At 64.9% G+C, this 19417-nt stretch carries 16 protein-coding genes; 3 read left to right on the plus strand and 13 right to left on the minus strand.

What is annotated here, in order from left to right; all coding sequences use genetic code 11:
* Positions 1-1265: hypothetical protein (locus GXY33_14505; protein NLX06346.1), on the plus strand; the 1265-nt coding region annotated here is incomplete at its 5' end.
* A 93-nt stretch (positions 1266-1358) separates the two neighbouring features.
* On the opposite strand, the gene GXY33_14510 is transcribed toward GXY33_14505, so the two are convergent.
* From GXY33_14510 to GXY33_14555, 10 genes are all read right to left on the minus strand, one after another.
* Positions 1359-4238, minus strand: coding sequence for a hypothetical protein (locus tag GXY33_14510; GenBank protein NLX06347.1), 2880 nt, complete (start codon positions 4236-4238; stop codon positions 1359-1361).
* 28 nt (positions 4239-4266) lie between these two features.
* The gene (locus tag GXY33_14515) at positions 4267-4914 is read right to left on the minus strand and encodes a prepilin-type N-terminal cleavage/methylation domain-containing protein (GenBank protein NLX06348.1); all 648 of its coding nucleotides are present in this window, start codon (positions 4912-4914) and stop codon (positions 4267-4269) included.
* Between the two features lie 17 nt (positions 4915-4931).
* Entirely contained in the window at positions 4932-6041 is a 1110-nt protein-coding gene (locus GXY33_14520) for a substrate-binding domain-containing protein (GenBank protein ID NLX06349.1), read from the minus strand.
* 124 nt (positions 6042-6165) lie between these two features.
* Positions 6166-8364 carry a DUF1565 domain-containing protein gene (locus tag GXY33_14525; GenBank protein ID NLX06350.1) on the minus strand — a complete coding sequence of 733 codons (2199 nt, stop codon included), beginning with the start codon at positions 8362-8364 and terminating at the stop codon, positions 6166-6168.
* 37 nt (positions 8365-8401) lie between these two features.
* A complete protein-coding gene (locus GXY33_14530) occupies positions 8402-9145 on the minus strand; it encodes a prepilin-type N-terminal cleavage/methylation domain-containing protein (GenBank protein NLX06351.1) in 744 nt (247 codons plus the stop codon).
* Complete coding sequence (locus tag GXY33_14535) at positions 9142-10251, minus strand: LacI family transcriptional regulator (GenBank protein NLX06352.1); 1110 nt, start codon at positions 10249-10251, stop codon at positions 9142-9144. Before GXY33_14535 ends, GXY33_14530 begins: the two co-directional genes overlap by 4 nt.
* A 334-nt stretch (positions 10252-10585) precedes the next feature.
* Positions 10586-11209 (minus strand): hypothetical protein, encoded by a 624-nt coding sequence (locus GXY33_14540; GenBank protein ID NLX06353.1) that lies wholly within the window; start codon positions 11207-11209, stop codon positions 10586-10588.
* Between the two features lie 3 nt (positions 11210-11212).
* The gene (locus GXY33_14545) at positions 11213-11863 is read right to left on the minus strand and encodes a hypothetical protein (protein ID NLX06354.1); all 651 of its coding nucleotides are present in this window, start codon (positions 11861-11863) and stop codon (positions 11213-11215) included.
* 6 nt (positions 11864-11869) lie between these two features.
* Complete coding sequence (locus GXY33_14550; GenBank protein NLX06355.1) at positions 11870-12319, minus strand: DUF2752 domain-containing protein; 450 nt, start codon at positions 12317-12319, stop codon at positions 11870-11872.
* A gap of 8 nt (positions 12320-12327) precedes the next feature.
* Positions 12328-13290 (minus strand): radical SAM protein, encoded by a 963-nt coding sequence (locus GXY33_14555; GenBank protein ID NLX06356.1) that lies wholly within the window; start codon positions 13288-13290, stop codon positions 12328-12330.
* A 383-nt stretch (positions 13291-13673) separates the two neighbouring features.
* Between GXY33_14555 and rpsD the strand changes: the two genes are divergently transcribed.
* Positions 13674-14282 carry a 30S ribosomal protein S4 gene (gene rpsD, locus GXY33_14560; protein ID NLX06357.1) on the plus strand — a complete coding sequence of 203 codons (609 nt, stop codon included), beginning with the start codon at positions 13674-13676 and terminating at the stop codon, positions 14280-14282.
* A gap of 119 nt (positions 14283-14401) precedes the next feature.
* Positions 14402-15766, plus strand: coding sequence for a GTPase HflX (hflX, locus tag GXY33_14565; protein ID NLX06358.1), 1365 nt, complete (start codon positions 14402-14404; stop codon positions 15764-15766).
* A gap of 46 nt (positions 15767-15812) precedes the next feature.
* Here the strand turns inward: hflX and GXY33_14570 are convergent, their stop codons facing one another.
* The 3 genes from GXY33_14570 to GXY33_14580 form a co-directional block, all read right to left on the minus strand.
* Complete coding sequence (locus GXY33_14570; protein ID NLX06359.1) at positions 15813-16169, minus strand: hypothetical protein; 357 nt, start codon at positions 16167-16169, stop codon at positions 15813-15815.
* Positions 16170-16422: 253 nt separating this feature from the next.
* A complete protein-coding gene (locus GXY33_14575) occupies positions 16423-18108 on the minus strand; it encodes a diguanylate cyclase (GenBank protein ID NLX06360.1) in 1686 nt (561 codons plus the stop codon).
* A 190-nt stretch (positions 18109-18298) separates the two neighbouring features.
* Entirely contained in the window at positions 18299-19417 is a 1119-nt protein-coding gene (locus GXY33_14580; GenBank protein ID NLX06361.1) for an iron-containing alcohol dehydrogenase, read from the minus strand.

The raw sequence follows: 19417 nt of genomic DNA on the forward strand, positions 1-19417 counted from the left end.
ACGCGACCGTCGCCAAGCTGCTCGACGGGGCGACCCCGCTGCCGATCATCTCGGATTACGACATCAAGATCTACGCCTACAGGAAGGACGACCACGTCGTTCTCGCCGCGTGGGATTCGCTGGATGATGATACGCAGGACCCGCTGCGGGTCGAAGTCCCGCTGGCCGAGGCCGAGGTCTGGACGATGACCGGGGCGGCGGCGCCGCGCAAGCCCGGCGACGACGGCGTCGCTTTGATGACCATCAGCGCCAATCCATCCTACGCCATTCTCAATCCCGATGCGCTGCCTCGCCTGGTCGATCGGATCAACTCAGCCGTCATGAACCGCCGACCGGCGACGGTGGAGGTGGCGGCGCCAAGCCTGACCACGCTTTCGCTGTCGATCCGCAACCGCCTCAGCGCCCCGTACGACGGATCGGTGGACCTCTGGCTGACGACCGCCGACGGCCACCGGACCGATCTGGCCGCCGGTCTGCCGGTCCATATGCCGGCGGGCGGCAGCATGCCGCTGACGCTGACTCTTCAAGAGCCGCTGGGCCTTACCGGCAACGAGGTCGGAGTTGCGTTGACCGCGGCGGCGGGTGGATCTGCCGTCGAAATCCGAAAGCCCCTGGCCACGATCGCTCCCTGCCATCGCCGCCAAGCGACGCCGGGCGAATTCCTCGACGCGCCGCTGCCGCAAGACGCGGCCGACCTGATCGTCCTCGATCGTCGCGAACAGGTCCTCCCCGCCGACCCAACCATCGGCTGGAAATCGCCGGAAAACCTCAGCGCCCGCGCCCGCCTCTCGTGGGACGAGCAGTACCTCTACTTCGCCGCCGACGTGACCGACGACGTGCACGCCCAGCAGGCCGTCGATGGCGATATCTGGCGCGGCGACTCGGTTCAGCTCGCCATCGACACCCGCAACGACGCCCAGCCCGGCCGGAACTACGATAATAACGACTACGAATACGGCTTGGCCCTCGGGTCCGAGGGCCGGCCGATTGTCTGGTGTTGGCAAGCGCCTCCCGGTGCGGCTGCCGGTCCGATTGAGAACTGCCCCGTCAGGATCGAGCGGATTGACGACCGCACGGTGTATCGCGCGGCGCTGCCGTGGTCGCGCCTGGCTCCGCTTCAGCCGAAGGCCGGAACCGTCTTCAATCTCAACTTCATCGTCGCCGACAACGACGGCCTTGGCCGGCGCTACTGGATCGGCCTTTCGCCCGGTATCGCCGAAGCCAAACTGCCCGATTGCTTCAGACGATTCGTCCTCGTCGAGTGACGACCTGGTGGCCTGATGGAACGATATGGATAACGCGGTTAACGAAGAAGCCGCAGATCATCACGCTTCCGATGCCCGCGGTTTTCGTGTGGATCAGAGCGGTGAGGGCTCGCCGCCTTCCTCGAGTTGGCCGTCGGTCAGGTAGAGGGGAAAGACGCTCAGACCGACCTCGCCGTCCGGACCGATCCGCACCGGTCGACCGAGCATGTCGTAACCTCGCCACTGGGGACCGATCCCGGGCACGGTGACGCGGCGGTTCTGCTCGTCCCACAGCACGACGGCTTGGCTGCCCGAGGGACGCTTGAAGCGGTACGCAGCGATCCGGTCGCCCAGCTCGAAAGTCCCCTCGAACGCGGCGCCTTCCAAAATGTCCGCCGCTGTGCGATAGGCCAGGTAGCAGGCGTGCATGCCGTTCTCGGCGTCGGCGCACCACTCGAAGTGGGTCGGGAAGTGTGGGGCGATCCACCGCAGTTGATCGTAGGTGTGGGCGACGATCAGCCCGCGGGCCAGCATGGCCGCCTGCACCCGCGCTCCGTCCTTGTGGATCGAGCGGTAGCAGCCGAACTCGCCGTTGGCGATCGACGTGGTCACGCCGTACCTCTCGAAGATCGACAGCAGCAGCGGCAGTCCGCCCATGTCGGCGTAGGTCGGGTCCGGCTGCGGCCAGATGTAGTAGTGGTAGTCGTACACGTCGATCCAGCGGTCAAGGCCCAGCCGAAGCATTTCCTCCGCGTGAGGCAGGTCGAACGACGAGATCGACCCCATCCACAGCTTGGCCTCCGGGTCGGCCCGCCGCATCGCCCGGCTGACCAGTTCGTGAAGCCGCACGAGCTCCGCCGGCGTGAAGTCCCGCAGGTTCATTTCGTTGTCCAGCCGCCAGTAGCGGAAGTGCTCTTTGAATCGGCTGACCGTCTCGAAGACGTAGGTGTCGACGACCCGGTCGATCTCCGGGCTGTCGATCGGGCCGAAGTCGAAGTAGTCGTTGATGATCAGGTGATCGGCCAGGTTCGGGTCGCCCGCAAACGGCGGAACCTCGGAGCCCTTGGTGAAGGCTCCAAGCTGCCCGATGATCTCGATGCCGAGTTGCCGGGCCCGGTCCACGCTCTCGAGACGCGGGTGCCGCGGCCAGGTCCGCTGATCGGCGGGCAGGTCGGCCCACTGGCGCGGGTCCACGTCGATCCACCACTTGTGCGCGCTGCCGATGTTCCAGCGGACCTTGGCCAGCGCCAACAGGCGCAGCAGGCTTTCGTTCTCCCGCGGATCGCGGCTGTTAAAGATGTAGTAGAAGCTGTGGGCGAACTTCGAATGGACGCCCGCCCGCGGGAGTGTCGGCGGATCGACCACCACGATCATCTCCGGCTGCGGCTGGCAAACGAACCGCGTGCCCGAACGAATCTCGGTGTAGAGGGTATAGTGCCCGCGTGGCAGCTTGCCCAGGGGAACGCCGAAGCGGCCGGGCGAATCGGCGGTGAAGCTGACCTCCGTCCGGTCCCGCGCGATGCCGTTGCCGTCAAAATCGTGCAGCACCCAATGCACGGTCGCCGCGTTTTCCTGATCGTCGAACCGTCGCTCGTTAAAGCCGTAGCGTTCCAGCCGCCGCAGGCCGTCCGTCAAACCCAGCGTGCCCGTCAGGTTTACGTCCTGGCCGGTCAGGTACGTGCTCCATTCGGCCGTCTCGAAGTTCAACTCGACCAGATCGCCCAACCGCCGACCGGGCGGCAACTCGCCGTCGAGCATGTCGTGCGGGTTCATTGAGTAGAGCAGGTAACCGCTGGCGTTGGCTTGGGCGTACGCGCGGCCGGTGACCTGCCCGGTGATCACGTTGCCCTCGATATCCAGGATGCGGCACTTGAACCACGTGCTCTCCTCGCCCCGCTCCTCCGCCGTGCGGTACTTGTTCTGAGGGAAGTAGAGCTTGGCGGTCAGGCGGTTGACCCCCGGATGCAGCGTCATCGCCGTCCGCAGCGGCGGATCGGCATCCGTCCGCTGGAAGCCGCCGTCGGCGTTCACGCCGAGGATGGTCTGATCGGCGACCACTGGATCGCCGTCGTGGAAGAGGTCCGCCGGCTGAGAGGAGTCAAAGTCGATCAGCACGTCCATCTGGCTCGGCACCTTCACGTAGAGGCTGGCGTACGCGCAGCCGGGACGTCCGACGGGCCAGTCGAACCATCCGCGCTTCTCGAAGGTCTCCGGCAGGTCCATCCGCACCACGTCGGTGGGGCTGACGTAGGGCTTCCACTCGACATGCGGCTTGCCGTCCAAGGCGTATTGGTCCCACTCCAGGCCGTCGATGGGCAGAAAATACTTCTCGTAGAACGGGGCGATCGAGGCCAATCCGCCCATGCCGAACGTGCCCCCGACCAGCCAGCCGCGAATCCAGCCGTCTTCGCTGACCAGCGTCTTCGTCGCTTCAGTCGTCGAGGCCCCTTCGGCGGGTACGAACACCAGGCCCGCGATCAGGTACTGCACGGTCCGCGGCTGGCTGCCGGACACATGCCGCCAGGTCAGCGAATGCGTTCCCGGCTTGTCCACCGCCACCCGCTGAAGTTCGGTCCACTCCAGGTCCGAGGCCCCACCGGTGCCCTTCGCCGCCCAGATCGCCACCGGTTGGCCGTCCAGTCCGAGGACAAACCGGTCCTGTGTTTCGGCGCCTTTGGCCCATCCAGCCCCCACCCGCACCAGGACACGGTACTCACCCGCCTTGGCGAACTCGGCTGGAATGCCTTCAAGGCCTTCGCCCGACCCGTCCGTCATGAAGTTGACCCCGGCCTCCCAGTCCCAAAGCCGATCCACCGCCCCCTCGCCAAGCGCCTTGCGATCGATTTGCGAAACGAAAGGGACTTTGACCGCCGCCCCCCAGTCGGCAACGTCCGGTGGCATGCCGAGCCAATCCCTGGCCGGTTGGGTCTGGGCCGCTGTGAGTGACCCGCCCAGCAGAATGAGAACCGCCAACTCCGCCAGCAATCTACTCAAGGCACATCTCCTGGAGGAAGCACGCGTTCTACGGCAAGAACCATCGCGAGGCGTTGGCTTCGAACTCTTCCGGCGTGGTGGTCCACGCGTGGCCGTCGCCGAAGAGCATGTTGGTCTGCGCCGCCCCGGTCCCGTGCCGCCCGGTCATGTGGATATGTGATGAAGACGGATAGACGTATTCATACGCGTCGTTGCTCGGGTTGTAGAAATCGCAGAGCAGAAAGAAACTTGACGGGTCCGACAGTTCCGAGAAGCGAAGCTTGCGGACGCCCCAGCTTGCGCCGTCGCAGCCGCTGACCACGAAGGCGTTGTCGCCGTAGCTGCACGCTTGCCACCACGGAAGCGTCTTGAGCGGCGACACATGCTTGGGACACCCGTAGATCGCCAGCGGATCGTTGGTGTGGCCGTATCCGGGCATCATCAGCCCAGCGTACTCCAGCGACCGCTGCCAGCCCCGCGTGTGATGCTCCACCGAACCGGGAATGTGCTCGCCGTATTCCATGCCGTACTGGGCGAACCGCACGCCCAACTGCCGAAGCGACGAGAGGCACTGCGTCGTCTTGCCCGCCTCCCGCGCCGCCGACAGCGCCGGCAGCAAAATCGCCACCAGCACGGCAATGATCGCCACCACGACCAGAAGTTCGATGAGGGTGAACCCGGGCCTATCGCTACGCATTGTCTTTGTGTCTGCGATCATGACTTGTCCGGTATTACGAGCCGAGGGGGTATCAGCACGTGCTTCTGTGCTCGGTCCACGTTCGCATCGCAAAACAACAGCTCAGCCGCGGTGCGGGCCGCCTCGTCGTACGGCTGAAACGTGTGCGGGATGTGGGCCAGTTCGGGATTGTCGCCCATGTTGTTGCCGACCATCGCGATATCGCGCCCGACGGTCAGACCAAGCTCCCGCAACGCCCGGTAAATCCCGTAGGCGGTGGAGAAGGTCGGGGTCGCCACCGCGGTGAACCGATTCGGCGTTTCCCGCAGCATCCGCACGACCGCCTCGCGGGCCGGATCGGCTGAGGATTCCACCGGCACGTTCACCTCCAGCCGCTGGTCGCAGGCCACGCCATAGTCGGCCAGGGCCTGGAGATACCCGCGGTGCGACTCGTCGCCCGAGGTGCTGTAGGTGTGGGCTGAGACGTAGCAGATCCGCCGGTGGCCCGAGACGATCAGGTGCTCGGCGGCCAGGTAGCCCACCCTGAATTTGTCCACCATCGCCGCCGGAGCGTCGCAGCCGGCCACGTACTGGTCGATCAGCACCACCCTCCGGCCCGCTTCCATCAGTCGATTGATCGCCGCTGCGTACCTGCGGTCGTAGACGTTCCCGTACACCGGGCAGGTCAGGATGCCCGTCAACTCCTCCTGCCCGATCGCTTCCAGCATTTCCCGCTCGCGTTCCGCGCTGAGCAGGGCGTTGCGCACCCAGCACTGGAAGCCTCGCTGCGAAGCCGCCTGCTCGACCCCTCGCAGGATGGCCAGGTGCATCGGAATCTCCATGTCCGGCATGATCAGTCCGATCACCTTGGGTCCCACCATCCGCCGGCGGTCCAACTCCACCTGCCGGCGGATAAACGTGCCCCGGCCCTGGTGGCGGACCACGAACCCTTCCTTTTCCAGGTCCATCATCGCACGTCGGACGGTGATGCGATCCACCTGGAAGACCTCGGCGAGTTTGCGTTCGGGAGACAGGCGATCGCCCACCTTCATCCGTGCGATCTGGCGCTTCAGGTCCTCGCGAACCCGTTCGTAGAGCGGCAGATCCGCCTTCAGAGACGCTTCCGTGGTTTCCGGCAGATCAGTCATGGCGAATCCTGTGTGCCTGGGGCAACAACTACACCATCAATGTACTACCAATGTAGCCCATTTGCAAGAAAAAAACGCCGTACCGTCAGGGGTATCGGCGTTGGCCGGCCATGCGATCACCGGGTCAGAAGCTGGGCGGCCACAGCCAAAGACGCTGGGACTGAAGCGATGCGGTCCCAAAAGGTCCGGCGGGGACCTTTCCATCCGGCGGGGTTTGCCCAAAGAAATCTTCCGTGGCGTCGGCGACGGGGTCCACCAGTACGTCTTGCCAGCCCGGATCGCGGAACTCGATCTTGTACTGTGGATCGAGGCCCTCGACGGTGGAGCCCTGTTCTGGATACCGGGCGGGATCCTCGCTGGGAATGCGGGTGGTTACCTCCCAGAGCCGCGGAAGCCCCAACTCCATCGCGCGGGCCGCCGGGCCACCGAACGCGGCGGCGAACGTTTCGAGATTGCAGCACCCGCGAGGCCACGCATCCACGGTCCGCCACTGGTCGAAATCGGGCCACAGGGCCTTGGCGACGCCCGCCTCGTCCAGCCACGCCTTCGCCAGGTTGGCCATCTCTTCCGGAGAAGGGGCGTCGTTGGCATTACCGGAGAGCTGGAACAGTTGGCCCGGTTCGACCACGTTTCCGTCGATGCGGTTGGCTTTGCGCTCGGTCTCTTCCTTGGGTATGGGGAAACGAATCGCCCCCCGCTGATTGCCGACGAATACGTTGTTCCGCACTTCGCAGCCGGTCGGCCGGACGAACCGCCTGCCGAAGAACTGGCCGCGGGTGCCAGCGTAATCGACAATGCAGCCCCACCGGCCGTTGTACATCGAGAGGTTGTGGACGAACCGCACCGTCACCGAACAACGGCTTGAAAGCCCGTCGATCCGGTTGAACGCGACCACGTTGTGATCGATCAGGATCGGCGGACCGGCGTTGATCTCCAGGTCGATTCCAACGTCATTGCCGAGAACCAGGTTGCCGGTGATCCGTGCCGCTTCGTTGGTGTTGTCCAGCCAGATTCCCGAGCCGCTGCCGGCTTGGTCGCGGATCAGGTTGCGAGCGATCCTCGCCCGCCGTGTCACGTGCAGCTTGATCGCCGCCGCCTCCACCCACTCCAGGTCGGGATTCTCGCTGGGCGTCAGCCGCCGCCGGTTGTTCCGCTCAAATGTGTTGCCTTCGATGAGTAGGTCATCGGCCTTCACCGCGATCAGACCGCTCAGGCTGTTGTCGCAAATGCGGTTGTTACGCACCACGTGGCTGTGCGAAGGCGCGGGCGCCTCGACGTAGTTGTATTCCGGCGGCCACGGGCCCTCCGGCAGTTTCGTCTCGTGGACCGGTCTGGCTCGTTCATCGGCCCACGGCCCTTCGTCGATGTCCTGGTTCTGCAGAACCCGCCAATGGGCGACGACCTCGGACCCGACGTCGAGACCGGCCGTGGCGGCATGGCGGATGACGTTGTCCTCGATGATCCAGTGATGCCCGCTGCGGGTCGAGACCATCCCGGCCTGCGGGAACGGAGCTTGGTTGGCTGCATGCTCGATGATGAAACCTTCAAGGCGAATGTAACCCAGGCCGCGCCGTTCCGGAGCGAAGACCGCGGGACGCACCGTCACTTCCACCGGACCCTTGGTCCACGAGAGGAAGTTGACCACCAGCGTCTTACCGTCGTCCGCGGCGCACCAGGAGCCGGGAGTGGCTTTGACCTGGTCCGTGGTGCGGACCTGGCGCATCGGCCGGCCGCGGACGAACACCTCGCCGACCACCAGTTCCGGGAAACCCGCCCGATTGGGGTCGCGCGGGGCCATCCGTTCCTCGGCGGTCAAGTAGGGACCGATCCGGACCGGCGTGTTGAAGGGGTTGTATCGTTGCGGTTGGCCGTTATCGTCAGCCAGTCGCGGATGGGGCTCGAACAGATCCTCCGGCAGGTTCGCCCGCACCACGTGTTCCCACCGCGGCTGGTTCGGCTCGACCGGTTCCCACGGCGGATCGAAGACCTCGGAGCCCGAGATGACCACCCGCTCGCCCTCAGCGGCCTGGTAGGCGATCATCCGATCCGGCCCGTCGCCTCCGCGGGCCGGCTGGACCCACTCGCGGTATACGCCTTCATGCACCAGCACCGTATCGCCCGGCTGGGCGAGCTGGGCGGCCTGTCCGATAGTTCGCAGGGGTGTCTGCGCCGTGCCGTCGTTCTCGTCCGAGGCTTCGGCGGTCTGGGCGACGTGCCAGACCCGCCTCTGAGCGGTTTGCGTCGCGGCATCGCCGCAAGCCGTTCCGAATCCCGCCAGCACCATCGCCACAAACCGCACCGCCACAGCGTTGAAAGGTCTCATGCTCAGAGGGTCTCCCGTCCGCTTCGGACGACAGGGGTTACTTTTCGAATTGCCAGTAGTACGCGCTGTTGCTGTAGATGTCTTCCTGCGGCAGGCGGGCGACGTGCCCATCAAGCCAGAAGAAGCCCGCCGTCCCGGAATGCCGCGGCTGGGGAATGTAGAGCGGCGCCTGGGCGGGGCTCCAGTTGATCACGTAGGACGCGTCCCGGTCCGCTCCGCCGCTGTCGCCGAAGGCCAGCGTGTCCGACGGCAAGGCGCAACGGCTGAGCTTCTCGAATTGGTAGTAGTTGTTCCACCAGTGGCCGAGCCACACGTAGTTCCACCCATAGTGCGGCTGGTAGCGGTAGTTCGCCGGAACCGTTTCCGTCGGGCACTCCAGGATCGAGCCCTTGGCGCTGAGCGTCCCATCCGCAACGGTGTCCAGATAGCCGCGCTGAACCCACGTCTCGCACCAGGTGTACGGGCCGTCGTAGGGGCCGGCGGGCAGACTATAACCCGGTCCCACCGCGGCCGCGCCGTAGTTGCTGGGGATGCCGTCGCAGAGCATGTAGCCGCCGTATTCCTCCGTCCAGCGGAACAGCGTCACCCCGATCTGGCGAAGGTTGCTGCAGCATACCGCTGCCCGGGCCTGCTCCCGCGCCGAGGTCAGGGCCGGCAGCAGCATCGCCACCAGCACGGCGATGATCGCGACCACCACCAGCAGCTCGATGAGGGTAAACGCTCGAAACGCCGGCGCCGCCTTCCGAGGCACGATGACCGCGGATCTGTGACTGGTCTTCATAGGTTCTGCCCCATCACCATCGTCGGTTGGATCAGGACGTGCTTTCGATGCCCGTCCCGCGCGTCGTCCAGCAGAAGCTCCACCGCCGCCCTGGCCTCCTGGTCATGCGGCTGGTGGGTGTGCGGGATGTGGGCGAACTCCGGATTATCGGTCATGTTGTCGCCGACCAGGGCAATATCCCGGCCGACGGTCAGGCCCAGGTCGCGCAGGGCCAGGCAAATCCCGTAGGCCATCGCGAAATGCGGCGTGGCCACCGCCGTGAACGCCCGCGGCGACTCCCTGAGCAGATCCCGCACCGCCTCGCGGACCGGCTCAGCCGAACATCGCCCATCCACGTTGATCTCCAGTTCCGGATGAAACGCCACGCCGTAATCGTCCAAAGCCTGGCGGTAGCCCCGGTAGCACTTATCCCCAGCCGGTGAGTAGGTATGACTCGAAACATAGCCGATCCGGTGGTGCCCCTGCATGACCAGGTGCTCCGCGGCCAGGTAGCCCACCCGGAATTTATCGATGCACGCCGTCGGAGCGTCAATCTGCGGGATGTACTCGTCCATCAGCACGACCCGCTTGCCGTCGGCGATCAGCCGGCCCAGCAGCCTTACGTACTCGGGATCGGCGACGTTCTCAAAGAACGGGCAGGTGATGATGCCGGTCAGCTCCTCATGGCTGATGGCGTCGAGAATCGCCAGCCCCCGCCGGGCGTCCAGCATGGCGTTGCGAACCCAGCACTGATAGCCCCGCTGCGAAGCCGCCTCCTCAACCCCCCGCAGCATGGCCAGGTGCATCGGGATCTCCATGTCCGGCATGATCAATCCGATCACCTTCGGCCCCACCAGGCGGGTTTGGTCGATCGTCCGAAGCTTGCGGATAAACGTGCCCCGGCCCTGGTGACGGACCACGAAACCTTCCTGCTCCAGGTCCGTCATCGCCCGCCGAACGGTGGCCCGGTCCACCCCGTACCGCTCAGCCAGGGCCCGCTCGGGCTCCAGCTTCTCGCCGCCCCGCATCCGCGAGATCCGACGCCTCAGGTCTTCACGCACCCGCACGTGCAACAGCGGGCTGTCGCTTGCGGTATCCAGCACGTCACGACGGTCATTCTCGTTCATGCTCACCCTTCACACACACTTCATATCGCCCATACCCTACCATAGGCAACCATTAGAGTCAACCAATTAGTCGGACAACGCCCTTTGACTGGCGAATCCGCACTGCGACGACAGCCTTGGGTCGGGGATTTGCACGGAGCACGCGGATCACGCGGAGAAGGAATAAAAATGAAAATTGAAAATTCTAAATAGAAAAATGCAGAATGCAGACCCGCCGCCCCCTTCTTCACTCGGGATACTGACTTCCTTCCCTCCGCGTGGTCCGCGTGCTCCGTGCCGTCCCAAAGAGACCACCAATGGCGCTGCGGATGCGTTCCCCCGATCGGCTGAGTTCCTACTCCTCTCGGTACGCGTAGAACAGCCGGGCGACCTCGGCGCCGAGCATGTCGGCGAGTTGGTCGGTCCATTCCTGCCGCTTCTCGGGTTCCAGCATGTCGCCTTCGCGCCGACCGCGGACCTGGACCGAGCGGCCGGCAATGTCGATCGGCCAGAGCCGCTCGCCCGTCCCTACGTCCATCACCTTCACCTGGGCCCGACCGGCCGGCAGGATCAACGGGCTCTCCGGGTCGGCTTGCAGGTCGAATTGCGTCAGGTTTACGTAGATCACCAGATCGGCCCCGGTTTCGCGTCCGAGCTGCTGGATCGAGTACAGCCGCCCGTCGGCCCCCTGTTTCTTGAGGCTCTCGACCTGCGAATAGTCGATCGCGTTGTCGCGCCGGACCGCGCCGTTTTCCTGGAGCAGTTGCATGGTCCGCTGGGCGATGGCCTCGCGGGTGGCGGCGTCGGTCGAGCTGATCATGTAGTCGTCGATCAGGACAGCGGTCTTGCCCGCCGGCAGCTTGAACTCGGCCGGCACAGCCGGTTTCATGTCCGGCGTGAACATCAGGGCCATGTTGGCGCAGCCGCTCGAGAGCACGCCGATCAGCAAAGCGCCGAGGACCAGAGGAATGCGGATCATGGCCTAACCTCCTACCGGTTCGCGGTGGGTATAGAACTTCTTGGCCAGGGCCTGGCTGAACACCTGGATGGTGGCGGATCGGACGTAGAACACGTCGGCTTCGGTCGGGTTCAGTGGGTGCTTCTCGGGAAAGTCGACCTCGACCCGGCCGGACCACAACTCGCGATCGCGGCTTTGGACGGGCAGATCGCCGCGACAGTCGTACAGGGCGCACTGGGCCAGTATGTGGCCCTGCAGCAGCGAGTCGGACCCGTAGGGATGCGTGCGGAATTCCAGCAACTGGATGTGCATGACCATATCGGCGTCGAACTTCCGGCCGATCTCGACCATGGGCAGCCGGTCGGCTTCGTAGTCCGACCGCTGGAACTTGTGCACCGCCAGCGGATCGGTGAACGTGCAGTTGATGTGCTGGTTGATGGCGTGCCGCACGTGGTTGGCCACGTCCAGACGCACCTGCGGATAGCTGAACGAGACGGATTCGTCAGCCCAGACCCACAGACACACGTCCTTGCCCTCGAGGTCCTCGAACTCGGCTTGGATCTTCTGCGTTCGATCGGCGGCCAGGGCGTACATCGGCGAGGCCAGAAGGTTGCATCCGCCGGTGGCCAGGAGGATCAGCCCCAGCCCCGCCGCAAGGGGGAGTTTCTGCCGCATGTGTTCCTACCTTATTGGAAATTCACCGGTTACGAATGTACCAAAGAGGAGCTTGAAAATCCACGCCCCAAGGAAAAGGGCGGCGAAGCCGATCAGCACCCATCGGAACCGCCACCGGCTCCAGAACGGCTGCCAAGGTCGCCCGGTGACCAGTACCTGGACCGCCCCAACGCCCAGGTAGATTACGATCAGGCACAGCAGGGCCCCAAACGGCTGGGCGGCGAACGCCTTGATCGGATGGCCGTGCATCATGTACACGAACGAGCGGGTCATAAAGCACGTCGGGCACGGATAGCCGCTCTGGACGAGGAACCCGCACGGTTTGAGCAGTGGGTAGCCGCTGTTAAACCGCTCCAGCCGATCCGGCTGCAGGTAGACCGCCACGCCCAGCAGGGCGATCACGCCCGCCAGCACGACGGCGGCCCGAATGCGGTAGCTCAAGGCGGTGCTGTCCATCGGCGATCTTAAGTCCTTTTCTCCGCGGGCTTTTCACGCACGGCCAGGTAGTAAAGCCTTCCCTGCCGCTGCTCGCCGGCGATCCGCCCGGCCCGAAGGAGTTTTTCGAGCACCTTGGCGATCTCCGGACGGTGCATGTCCAAGCCGGCTGCCAGGTCGTCGAGCGTGCACGGCCGGCGGCGAAGGGTCTCCAGCACCGCCTCGACGCCGCCCTGGAACTGACCGGTGTACTCCTTCTCCGGGAAGTCGGCGACCACCTCCGCCCTGGGCTCAAAGCGATCGGCGATCTCGGCCAGGCGCTGCGGCGTGACGGCTTGGACGTCCGGCTCAGCCGGCGGCCGCACCGCCGTGTTGAGCTGAATTCTCGCCACCCCCAGATCGTTGGCGATGGCCGCGATCCGGTCCACCGCCTCATCCGAATCGTTGATGCCCTGGACGATGAAGACCTCCAGCCACACCTTCGATCCGTGCTGGCGGCAGAATTCGCGCAAGCCGTCGATGTATTGATCAAAGCCGATCGCCGGGGCTGGGCGGTTGATCCGCTCGAACGTCGCCGCGTCGCCCGCGTCCAGCGACGGGACGATCAGGTCGGCCCGGGCCACTTCGTCGCGGACCCGCGGGTCGAACAGCAGCGTCCCATTGGTCAGCACGTCCACGGGAACGTCGGTCAGGCTGTGGATCCGGTCGATCAGCTCGCCCAGACGGCTGTAGAGGGTCGGTTCGCCTGACCCAGCCAGCGTGATATAATCGGGCCGAACCCCGCCGGCCAGCACCCGCGCGATCTCAGCCGCCACCTCCTCCAGCGGCACAAACTCGCGCCGCTCGATGCTCTTTTCCGTAGTCCGGCCGATCTGACAGTAAACACAATCCAACGTGCACGTCTTGGGCGGGATCAAATCCACCCCCAACGACCGTCCAAGCCGCCGACTCGGCACCGGGCCAAATACGTATTTCGATGAAGACTGCGGCAACGCCAACTCCTTCCGGCAGATCCGCCATGCCCGCCGATCCGGAATTATATCGCCCCACCAACCGAACCACAAATGCAGCCGGCACGGAGCACGCGGAACACGCGGAGGGGAAGAAGTCAGAAGCCAGTAGCCAGAATGAAAAAGGCCGCCTGGGGCGTCCAGCTTGTACTTTGCATTTCGCCATTTGACATTTTCAATTCTCTTCTTCTCCGCGTGGTCCGCGTGTTCCGTGCTACTCTTCTAGGGAATTGATCTAAGTCATTACATTTTTGTGCATGGTGAGCCGTACCGAGCCCGCGAGCGTCCTATAATTGTCCAATTGGGGAGTTTCGTGGATCAGTGGTTACCGATTCATGGCTTAGTGCCATTTTGGGAAATATGATATGGCTAACTACACGGGACCAAAAATCAGGTTGAGCCGGAAGCTGGGGGCTCCGGTGGCTGAGACGCCGAAGCACACGCACCTTCGCCGTCCGTACCGGCCCGGGCAGCACGGCCATCGTCCTATTCGAAGGGAGTTGTACGGCCGGCAACTGGCGGAAAAGCAGAAGCTGGCCTACTACTACGACCTCGGCGAGCGGCAGTTGCACCACTATCTCCAGAAGGCCCAGCAGTCGCGGCAGGCGACGCTGGACGCATTCGCCGAGATGCTGGAAACGCGGCTGGACAACGCCCTCCGCCGGGCGGGATGGGCCCGGACCATCTGGCAGGCCCGCCAGATGGTGGTGCACGGCCACATCTTCGTCGACGAGGCCAAGGTGGACCGGCCGTCATACGGCGTATCGCCCGGCGAGGTCATCTCTGTCCGCCCGCGTAGTCGCAAGCTCGTCGAGCAGGCGGCGGCGAGTTCGGAGACCGGGCCGGTCGCCGACTGGCTGGAGCGGGACGAGACGGCAATGGAGGTCCGCGTGCTGCGCCGGCCGGCCCTCGAGGACGTCCGGCTCCCGTTCGAGATGGACTACAGCCTGGTGCTGGAGTTCTATACGCGATAATCACGGGATGCCCAGCCGCCCCGACCACGGAAAGTGGCGACGTGTTGGTGAAGGTGGCAGCGGGGCGGCGGGGTTGGTATAATGGCTCCTGTAACTTCAGGAGGACTCGACACTTCAGTATGAAAGAGAACAAACAGACGGTCGGCAAAGAGGCGGCGGTCCTGGTGGCGCTGGTTGGCCCGGGTCAGGACGACGGGTTTGACAGCTTCCGCGAACTGGAGGAACTGGCCAGAACGGCTGGGGCCAAGGTCGTGGCCAAACTGGTGCAAAAGCGGCCGCACATCGATCCGCAGCACTATATCGGCAAGGGCAAGGTCAACGAACTGGCCGAGACGGTCAAGTCGAAGGGGGCCGACCTGGTCGTCTTCGATAACGACCTGACGCCCGCGCAAATCCGCAACATCGAGAAGGTGATCGAGTGTAAGGTGCTCGATCGCAGTGAGTTGATTCTCGATATCTTCGCGACTCACGCCCGCACCGCCCAGGCCCGCAACCAGGTCGAACTGGCCCAGCTTCAGTACACCTATCCGCGCCTCACGCGGATGTGGGGCCACCTGGAGCGGATCGCCGGCGCGGGCGGCGGCGGCACGGCGGGGTCCGTCGGCGGCATCGGCACCCGCGGTCCGGGCGAAAAGCAGCTCGAGACCGACCGGCGGCTTGTCCGCAAGGCGATCGACCGCCTCAAGCGCGAGCTCGATCAGATCGACGAGCGCAAGATGCGCGAAGTCTCAAGCCGCGGCAGCCAGTTCACCGTGTGCCTCGTCGGCTACACCAACGCGGGCAAGAGCACGCTGATGAACGCCTTGACCGGGGCCGACGTCTACGTCGAGGACAAGCTCTTCGCGACGCTCGATACGCGGACCCGCCGGTGGAATCTCGGCCAGGGCCTGCACGCGTTGCTCTCCGATACCGTCGGTTTCATCCGCAACCTGCCGCACCACCTGATCGCGTCGTTTCGGGCGACGCTGGAAGAGGCCATCCACGCCGATCTGCTGCTGCACGTGGTGGACGCGTCGAACCCGCAGGCCGAGCGCCAGATCGAGACCGTCAACGCGGTGCTCAAGGATCTCGGCTGCGAAGAGAAGAACGTGGTGACCGTGCTCAACAAGATCGACAAGCTCGACGACCGCCACGAGGTCCAGGTTCTGCGGCGGCACCATCCGACCGCGTTGGCTGTCTCAGCCCGCAGCGGCGAGGGACTCGACCTGCTGACTGAACGGGCGCGATGGTACTACCTCAAGCCGGCTCTGCATCTGACTATCGAGGTCGGCTGCGACGCGGGCAAACTGCTGAGCTTCCTGAACCGCCACGCCCAGATCCACGAAACGCAGTACCTCGACAACCAGGCCCGGATGGAACTAACCCTCTCCGCCGACTGGCTCGGCCCGATGCGCCAGTTCGCCGGCCAGTACCATGTGCTCGCCGCCTCGGACGAAGAAGCCGCCGCCCTCCTCAACGCCGCTGCCGTCACAGCGGATTCCTGACCGCGGACGAGCGAACCGCAGCCAGACGAACCGAACATCGGCGAGTCTACGGCTCGTTCTTCCAGAGCACCTCGCCGTTTGTGCGGTCCTTGAAGAAGTCGGTGATCTTGCCCTCGCCCATTCCGGTGATCCCGCCCGAGGGATGGCCGATCAGGTTGCCGTCGGCGTCGTACAGGTCGGCGTAGTCATCGGGATATTCAGCCGGGATGTAGTAGACGGTCTGGCCGTGATACTCCCACCGGCTGATCTCCGGCGGCCGACGCTCCGCCGGCTGGGACTCGATCTGGGCGATCTTCTGTGTCAACCACGACGGCACGCCCGACTCCTTGCCCACCGGCTCATCGCAGCCGGCAAAACCGAACGCCACCGCCAACCCCAACGGCAACAGGACAAACTTCCTCATCGTCGGCTCCTTCCAAATCCGCCCAACGCAACGGCTCGTTCCCTTTCCGCCTATCTATCCCAACCGCCAACGAAAGTCAAAGCCGTTCTGGCCGCTCCATCTCCAGCCTCCGGGCCAGACGGCCCACACCGGCGACGATCGTCAAAGCCTCGCCGCCCGATGCGCCCGCTCCGGCATCTGATGGACCGCCTGTGGCTTCGAATTCCACGCAGGATAGTCCAACCGGGTCCGCCGGCTGCGACCTGTCGGCTTGCTACAGACCTTCGGTCTGCATGAAGAGTTCGGGCTGGGGCATGACGGGATTCTTGGTCCAGATGACGTCGAGAACCCCGCGCTGGATCAGTTGCAGGGCGATATCGGCGGCGGTCTGATCGAACTGGCTGCCGGCCATGCGGCGGAGCTGGTCGATGACGAATTCGAGGGGGAACGGCCGCTTATAGCTGCGGGCGGCGAGCATGGCCTCGACCGCGTCGGCGACGTGGATGATCCGGGCTCCGGCCGGGATGGCCTCGCCGATCAGCCCGTCGGGATACCCCCGTCCGTCGATCCGCTCGTGGTGGTGTTTGACCAGGGGCAGTTCGGCGGTGAAGAACCGCGTCTGCTGGAGGATGTTGTAGCCGATCAGCGGGTGCTGCTCGATCAACTCCCGCTCGTCGTCGGTCAGCCGTCCGGGTTTGATCAGCACGGCGTCGGGAATGCCGATCTTGCCGATGTCGTGCAGCAGGGCGGCGGAGTAGATAGTCTGAACCTGCCGGGCCGGAAGACCCATCTCGCCGGCGATCTCCTTGGAGAAGGCGGCGACCTTTATCGAATGGTCCCGAGTGTACGGGTCGCGGGCTTCGACCGCCGCCACCAACACCCGCAGCGATTCGTAGATGACGCTGCCGACCTGCCGGTTCAGCTCGCGGAACCGCCACATCATGATGTTGATCGACTCGACGTCCGGATCGGGCCGGACCGGCTCAGCCGAGAACTCCCACGACAGGTTCTGCTGGGTCAGTCCCGGACGCCACGTGACGATGGTCTCCGGACCGCTGAGCTTGGCGTGGTACACCGCCTCGATGACCCGATCGAGAAACTCGAAATCCTCGCCCGTGTCGTTTGGATGGATCTCGACCAGCCCCAGGCACACCGGGATCTTCACCGGCGATCCATCGATCGTCAGCGGTTCGTCCCGCAGGCAATCGATGATCCGTTCGGCGACCCTGCGGCCGGCCTTCTCGCCGCCGCCCGGCAGCACTACGAGAAACTCATCGCCGCCGTACCGCCCCACGATGTCGTCGGTGCGGACGCAGCGGGTCATCCGGTTGGCGAAATCGACCAACAACCGGTCGCATGCCGAGAACCCCCGGCTGGTATTGAGGTTACGGAAATCATCGATATCCACCAGCAGCAGGCTCATCGGCAAATCCTGCTGGGCGCAGTCCTTCCGCATCCGTCCGAGCCGTTCGACAATGAACCGATGCGAAGCCAGACCGGTCAGATCGTCGCGATAGCCGGGGACATTGGCCTCGGGCGACAGCCGGGGAACCAGACGCCGGCGGTCGCCGCCGCGCCCCGCGGCATGGCCCATCCCGCGACAAATCGCATCCCAGAGGACCTCGAACGCCACCGGTTTCTGATAGTATTCGAACGCCCCGGCCCGCAGGACTCGCTTGACCGTCTCGGTCTCACCCGAGTTGGCCAGGAAGATGACCGGGCAGGCCAGATGGAGGCTGCGGATCTTCTCGATCAGGTCCAGGCCGCCGCCGTCGGGCAGTTCGGCCTCGGAAATGACGACACAGACCGCGCCGGGATCCTCGGCCAAACGGGCCATGGCGCCGCCGATCCCGTCGGCGCAGACCAGCGTGATGTCCTGCTCGGCCAGATCCCTTTGCAGGCTTTCCCGCAGTTCCGGGTCGGCGTCGATCAGCAGTATGTTCCCATTCGTGTCCGACATGGTGCTCGGTCTGTCGCTCGCAAGGATGGTTCCTCACGGCTGTCAGGAGCGGTTATTAAGAGCCATTTCTCCCTGTGTGCTTATCGGTTGACACAAGTGCCCCCTTGATCTGCGGCCCTTTCCCCCACGCGCCAAATGACTGGACAAATCGAAAATGGCAGGAAGTTTGCTGCGAGTTCCAGCCGGGAGGCTAGAGCACCTTCTCCAGCAGGGCGGCCAGATCGTCGCGCGTGGCGGGTCGCGGGTTGGCCTTGGTGGATCCGGAGTCCATGCCCTCCTCAGCCAGTTCCGGGATCAGCGACCGGTCCACCGGCCACGTCCGAAAATCGCTGGGCAGGTCCAGTGACTTCAGCAGGTTCCAGGCGAACCGGACCGGATCGGTTCCGAGCAGCCCAGCCAGACGGGCGTACTTGCCGGACGCCTCCAGCACCTGCCGGTTATACTCCAGCACGTAGGGCAGCAGGACGGCGCAGGCCAGCCCGTGCGGAACGCCGAACCGGCCCCCGATCGGGTGGGCCAGGCCGTGCACCACCCCCAGCCGGGCGTTGGCCAGCGCCATGCCGGCCAGCAGGCTGCCCTCAGCCATCGCCTGGCGGGCCTCCAGGTCGCTCCCGTCGCGATACGCCCGCTCCAGATGACGGGCGGTCAAAACAATCGCCTTTTCGGAACAGGCGTCGGTGAGGCTGGTGGTGATCTTCGAGCAGAAGCTCTCGACGGCCTGGACGAAGGCGTCGGCCCCGGAAGCAGCGGTCACGCCGGGCGGGCACGAGAGCATCAGTTCCGGGTCCACGATCGCCACCTTGGGCATCATCAGTTCGGGATGGCGGATGGACTTCTTGCGGTCGATCGACTTGTCGGTCAGCACGGCGGTGGGCGTCGCCTCCGATCCGGTGCCGGCGGTGGTTGGTGCGGCGATCATGGGCAGGCTGCGGTCGGGCAGTCTCTGGCTGGCCACGTGCTCGGCGGTAGGGCGGTCGGAAAACGCCAGGATGGCGGCGGCTTTGGCGATGTCCATCACCGATCCGCCTCCGACCGCGACCAGCACGTCGCTGCCGTGGGTTTTGATCCGCTGGCGAAGGGTGTCGACGTCCTGGCAGGGGGGTTCGGGATGGACGTTCTCGAAGACTTCCACGGTCAAGCCGGCTGCGGTCAGTTGCCCGCGAAGTTTGTCTGTACCGCCGGCCGAGGCGACCGATTTGCACCCGATAACCAGCATGGCGGATCGGCCGAGGCGCGAGGCCTCCGTGCCCAGTTCGCCGATGCAGCCGGGTCCGGTAACGATCTTCGGCGGCACGATAAAGGCGTGCAT

Source organism: Phycisphaerae bacterium, from assembly GCA_012729815.1.
Lineage (GTDB): Bacteria > Planctomycetota > Phycisphaerae > JAAYCJ01 > JAAYCJ01 > JAAYCJ01.

Excerpts from the sequence above, each read along its gene's own strand:
- GXY33_14515 (NLX06348.1), bottom strand. The coding sequence starts at position 4,914 with ATGCGTAGCGATAGGCCCGGGTTCACCCTCATCGAACTTCTGGTCGTG.
- GXY33_14520 (NLX06349.1), bottom strand. The coding sequence starts at position 6,041 with ATGACTGATCTGCCGGAAACCACGGAAGCGTCTCTGAAGGCGGATCTG.
- GXY33_14525 (NLX06350.1), bottom strand. The coding sequence starts at position 8,364 with ATGAGACCTTTCAACGCTGTGGCGGTGCGGTTTGTGGCGATGGTGCTG.
- GXY33_14530 (NLX06351.1), bottom strand. The coding sequence starts at position 9,145 with ATGAAGACCAGTCACAGATCCGCGGTCATCGTGCCTCGGAAGGCGGCG.
- GXY33_14535 (NLX06352.1), bottom strand. The coding sequence starts at position 10,251 with ATGAACGAGAATGACCGTCGTGACGTGCTGGATACCGCAAGCGACAGC.
- GXY33_14540 (NLX06353.1), bottom strand. The coding sequence starts at position 11,209 with ATGATCCGCATTCCTCTGGTCCTCGGCGCTTTGCTGATCGGCGTGCTC.
- GXY33_14545 (NLX06354.1), bottom strand. The coding sequence starts at position 11,863 with ATGCGGCAGAAACTCCCCCTTGCGGCGGGGCTGGGGCTGATCCTCCTG.
- GXY33_14550 (NLX06355.1), bottom strand. The coding sequence starts at position 12,319 with ATGGACAGCACCGCCTTGAGCTACCGCATTCGGGCCGCCGTCGTGCTG.
- rpsD (NLX06357.1), top strand. The coding sequence starts at position 13,674 with ATGGCTAACTACACGGGACCAAAAATCAGGTTGAGCCGGAAGCTGGGG.
- hflX (NLX06358.1), top strand. The coding sequence starts at position 14,402 with ATGAAAGAGAACAAACAGACGGTCGGCAAAGAGGCGGCGGTCCTGGTG.
- GXY33_14570 (NLX06359.1), bottom strand. The coding sequence starts at position 16,169 with ATGAGGAAGTTTGTCCTGTTGCCGTTGGGGTTGGCGGTGGCGTTCGGT.
- GXY33_14575 (NLX06360.1), bottom strand. The coding sequence starts at position 18,108 with ATGTCGGACACGAATGGGAACATACTGCTGATCGACGCCGACCCGGAA.
- GXY33_14580 (NLX06361.1), bottom strand. The coding sequence starts at position 19,417 with ATGCACGCCTTTATCGTGCCGCCGAAGATCGTTACCGGACCCGGCTGC.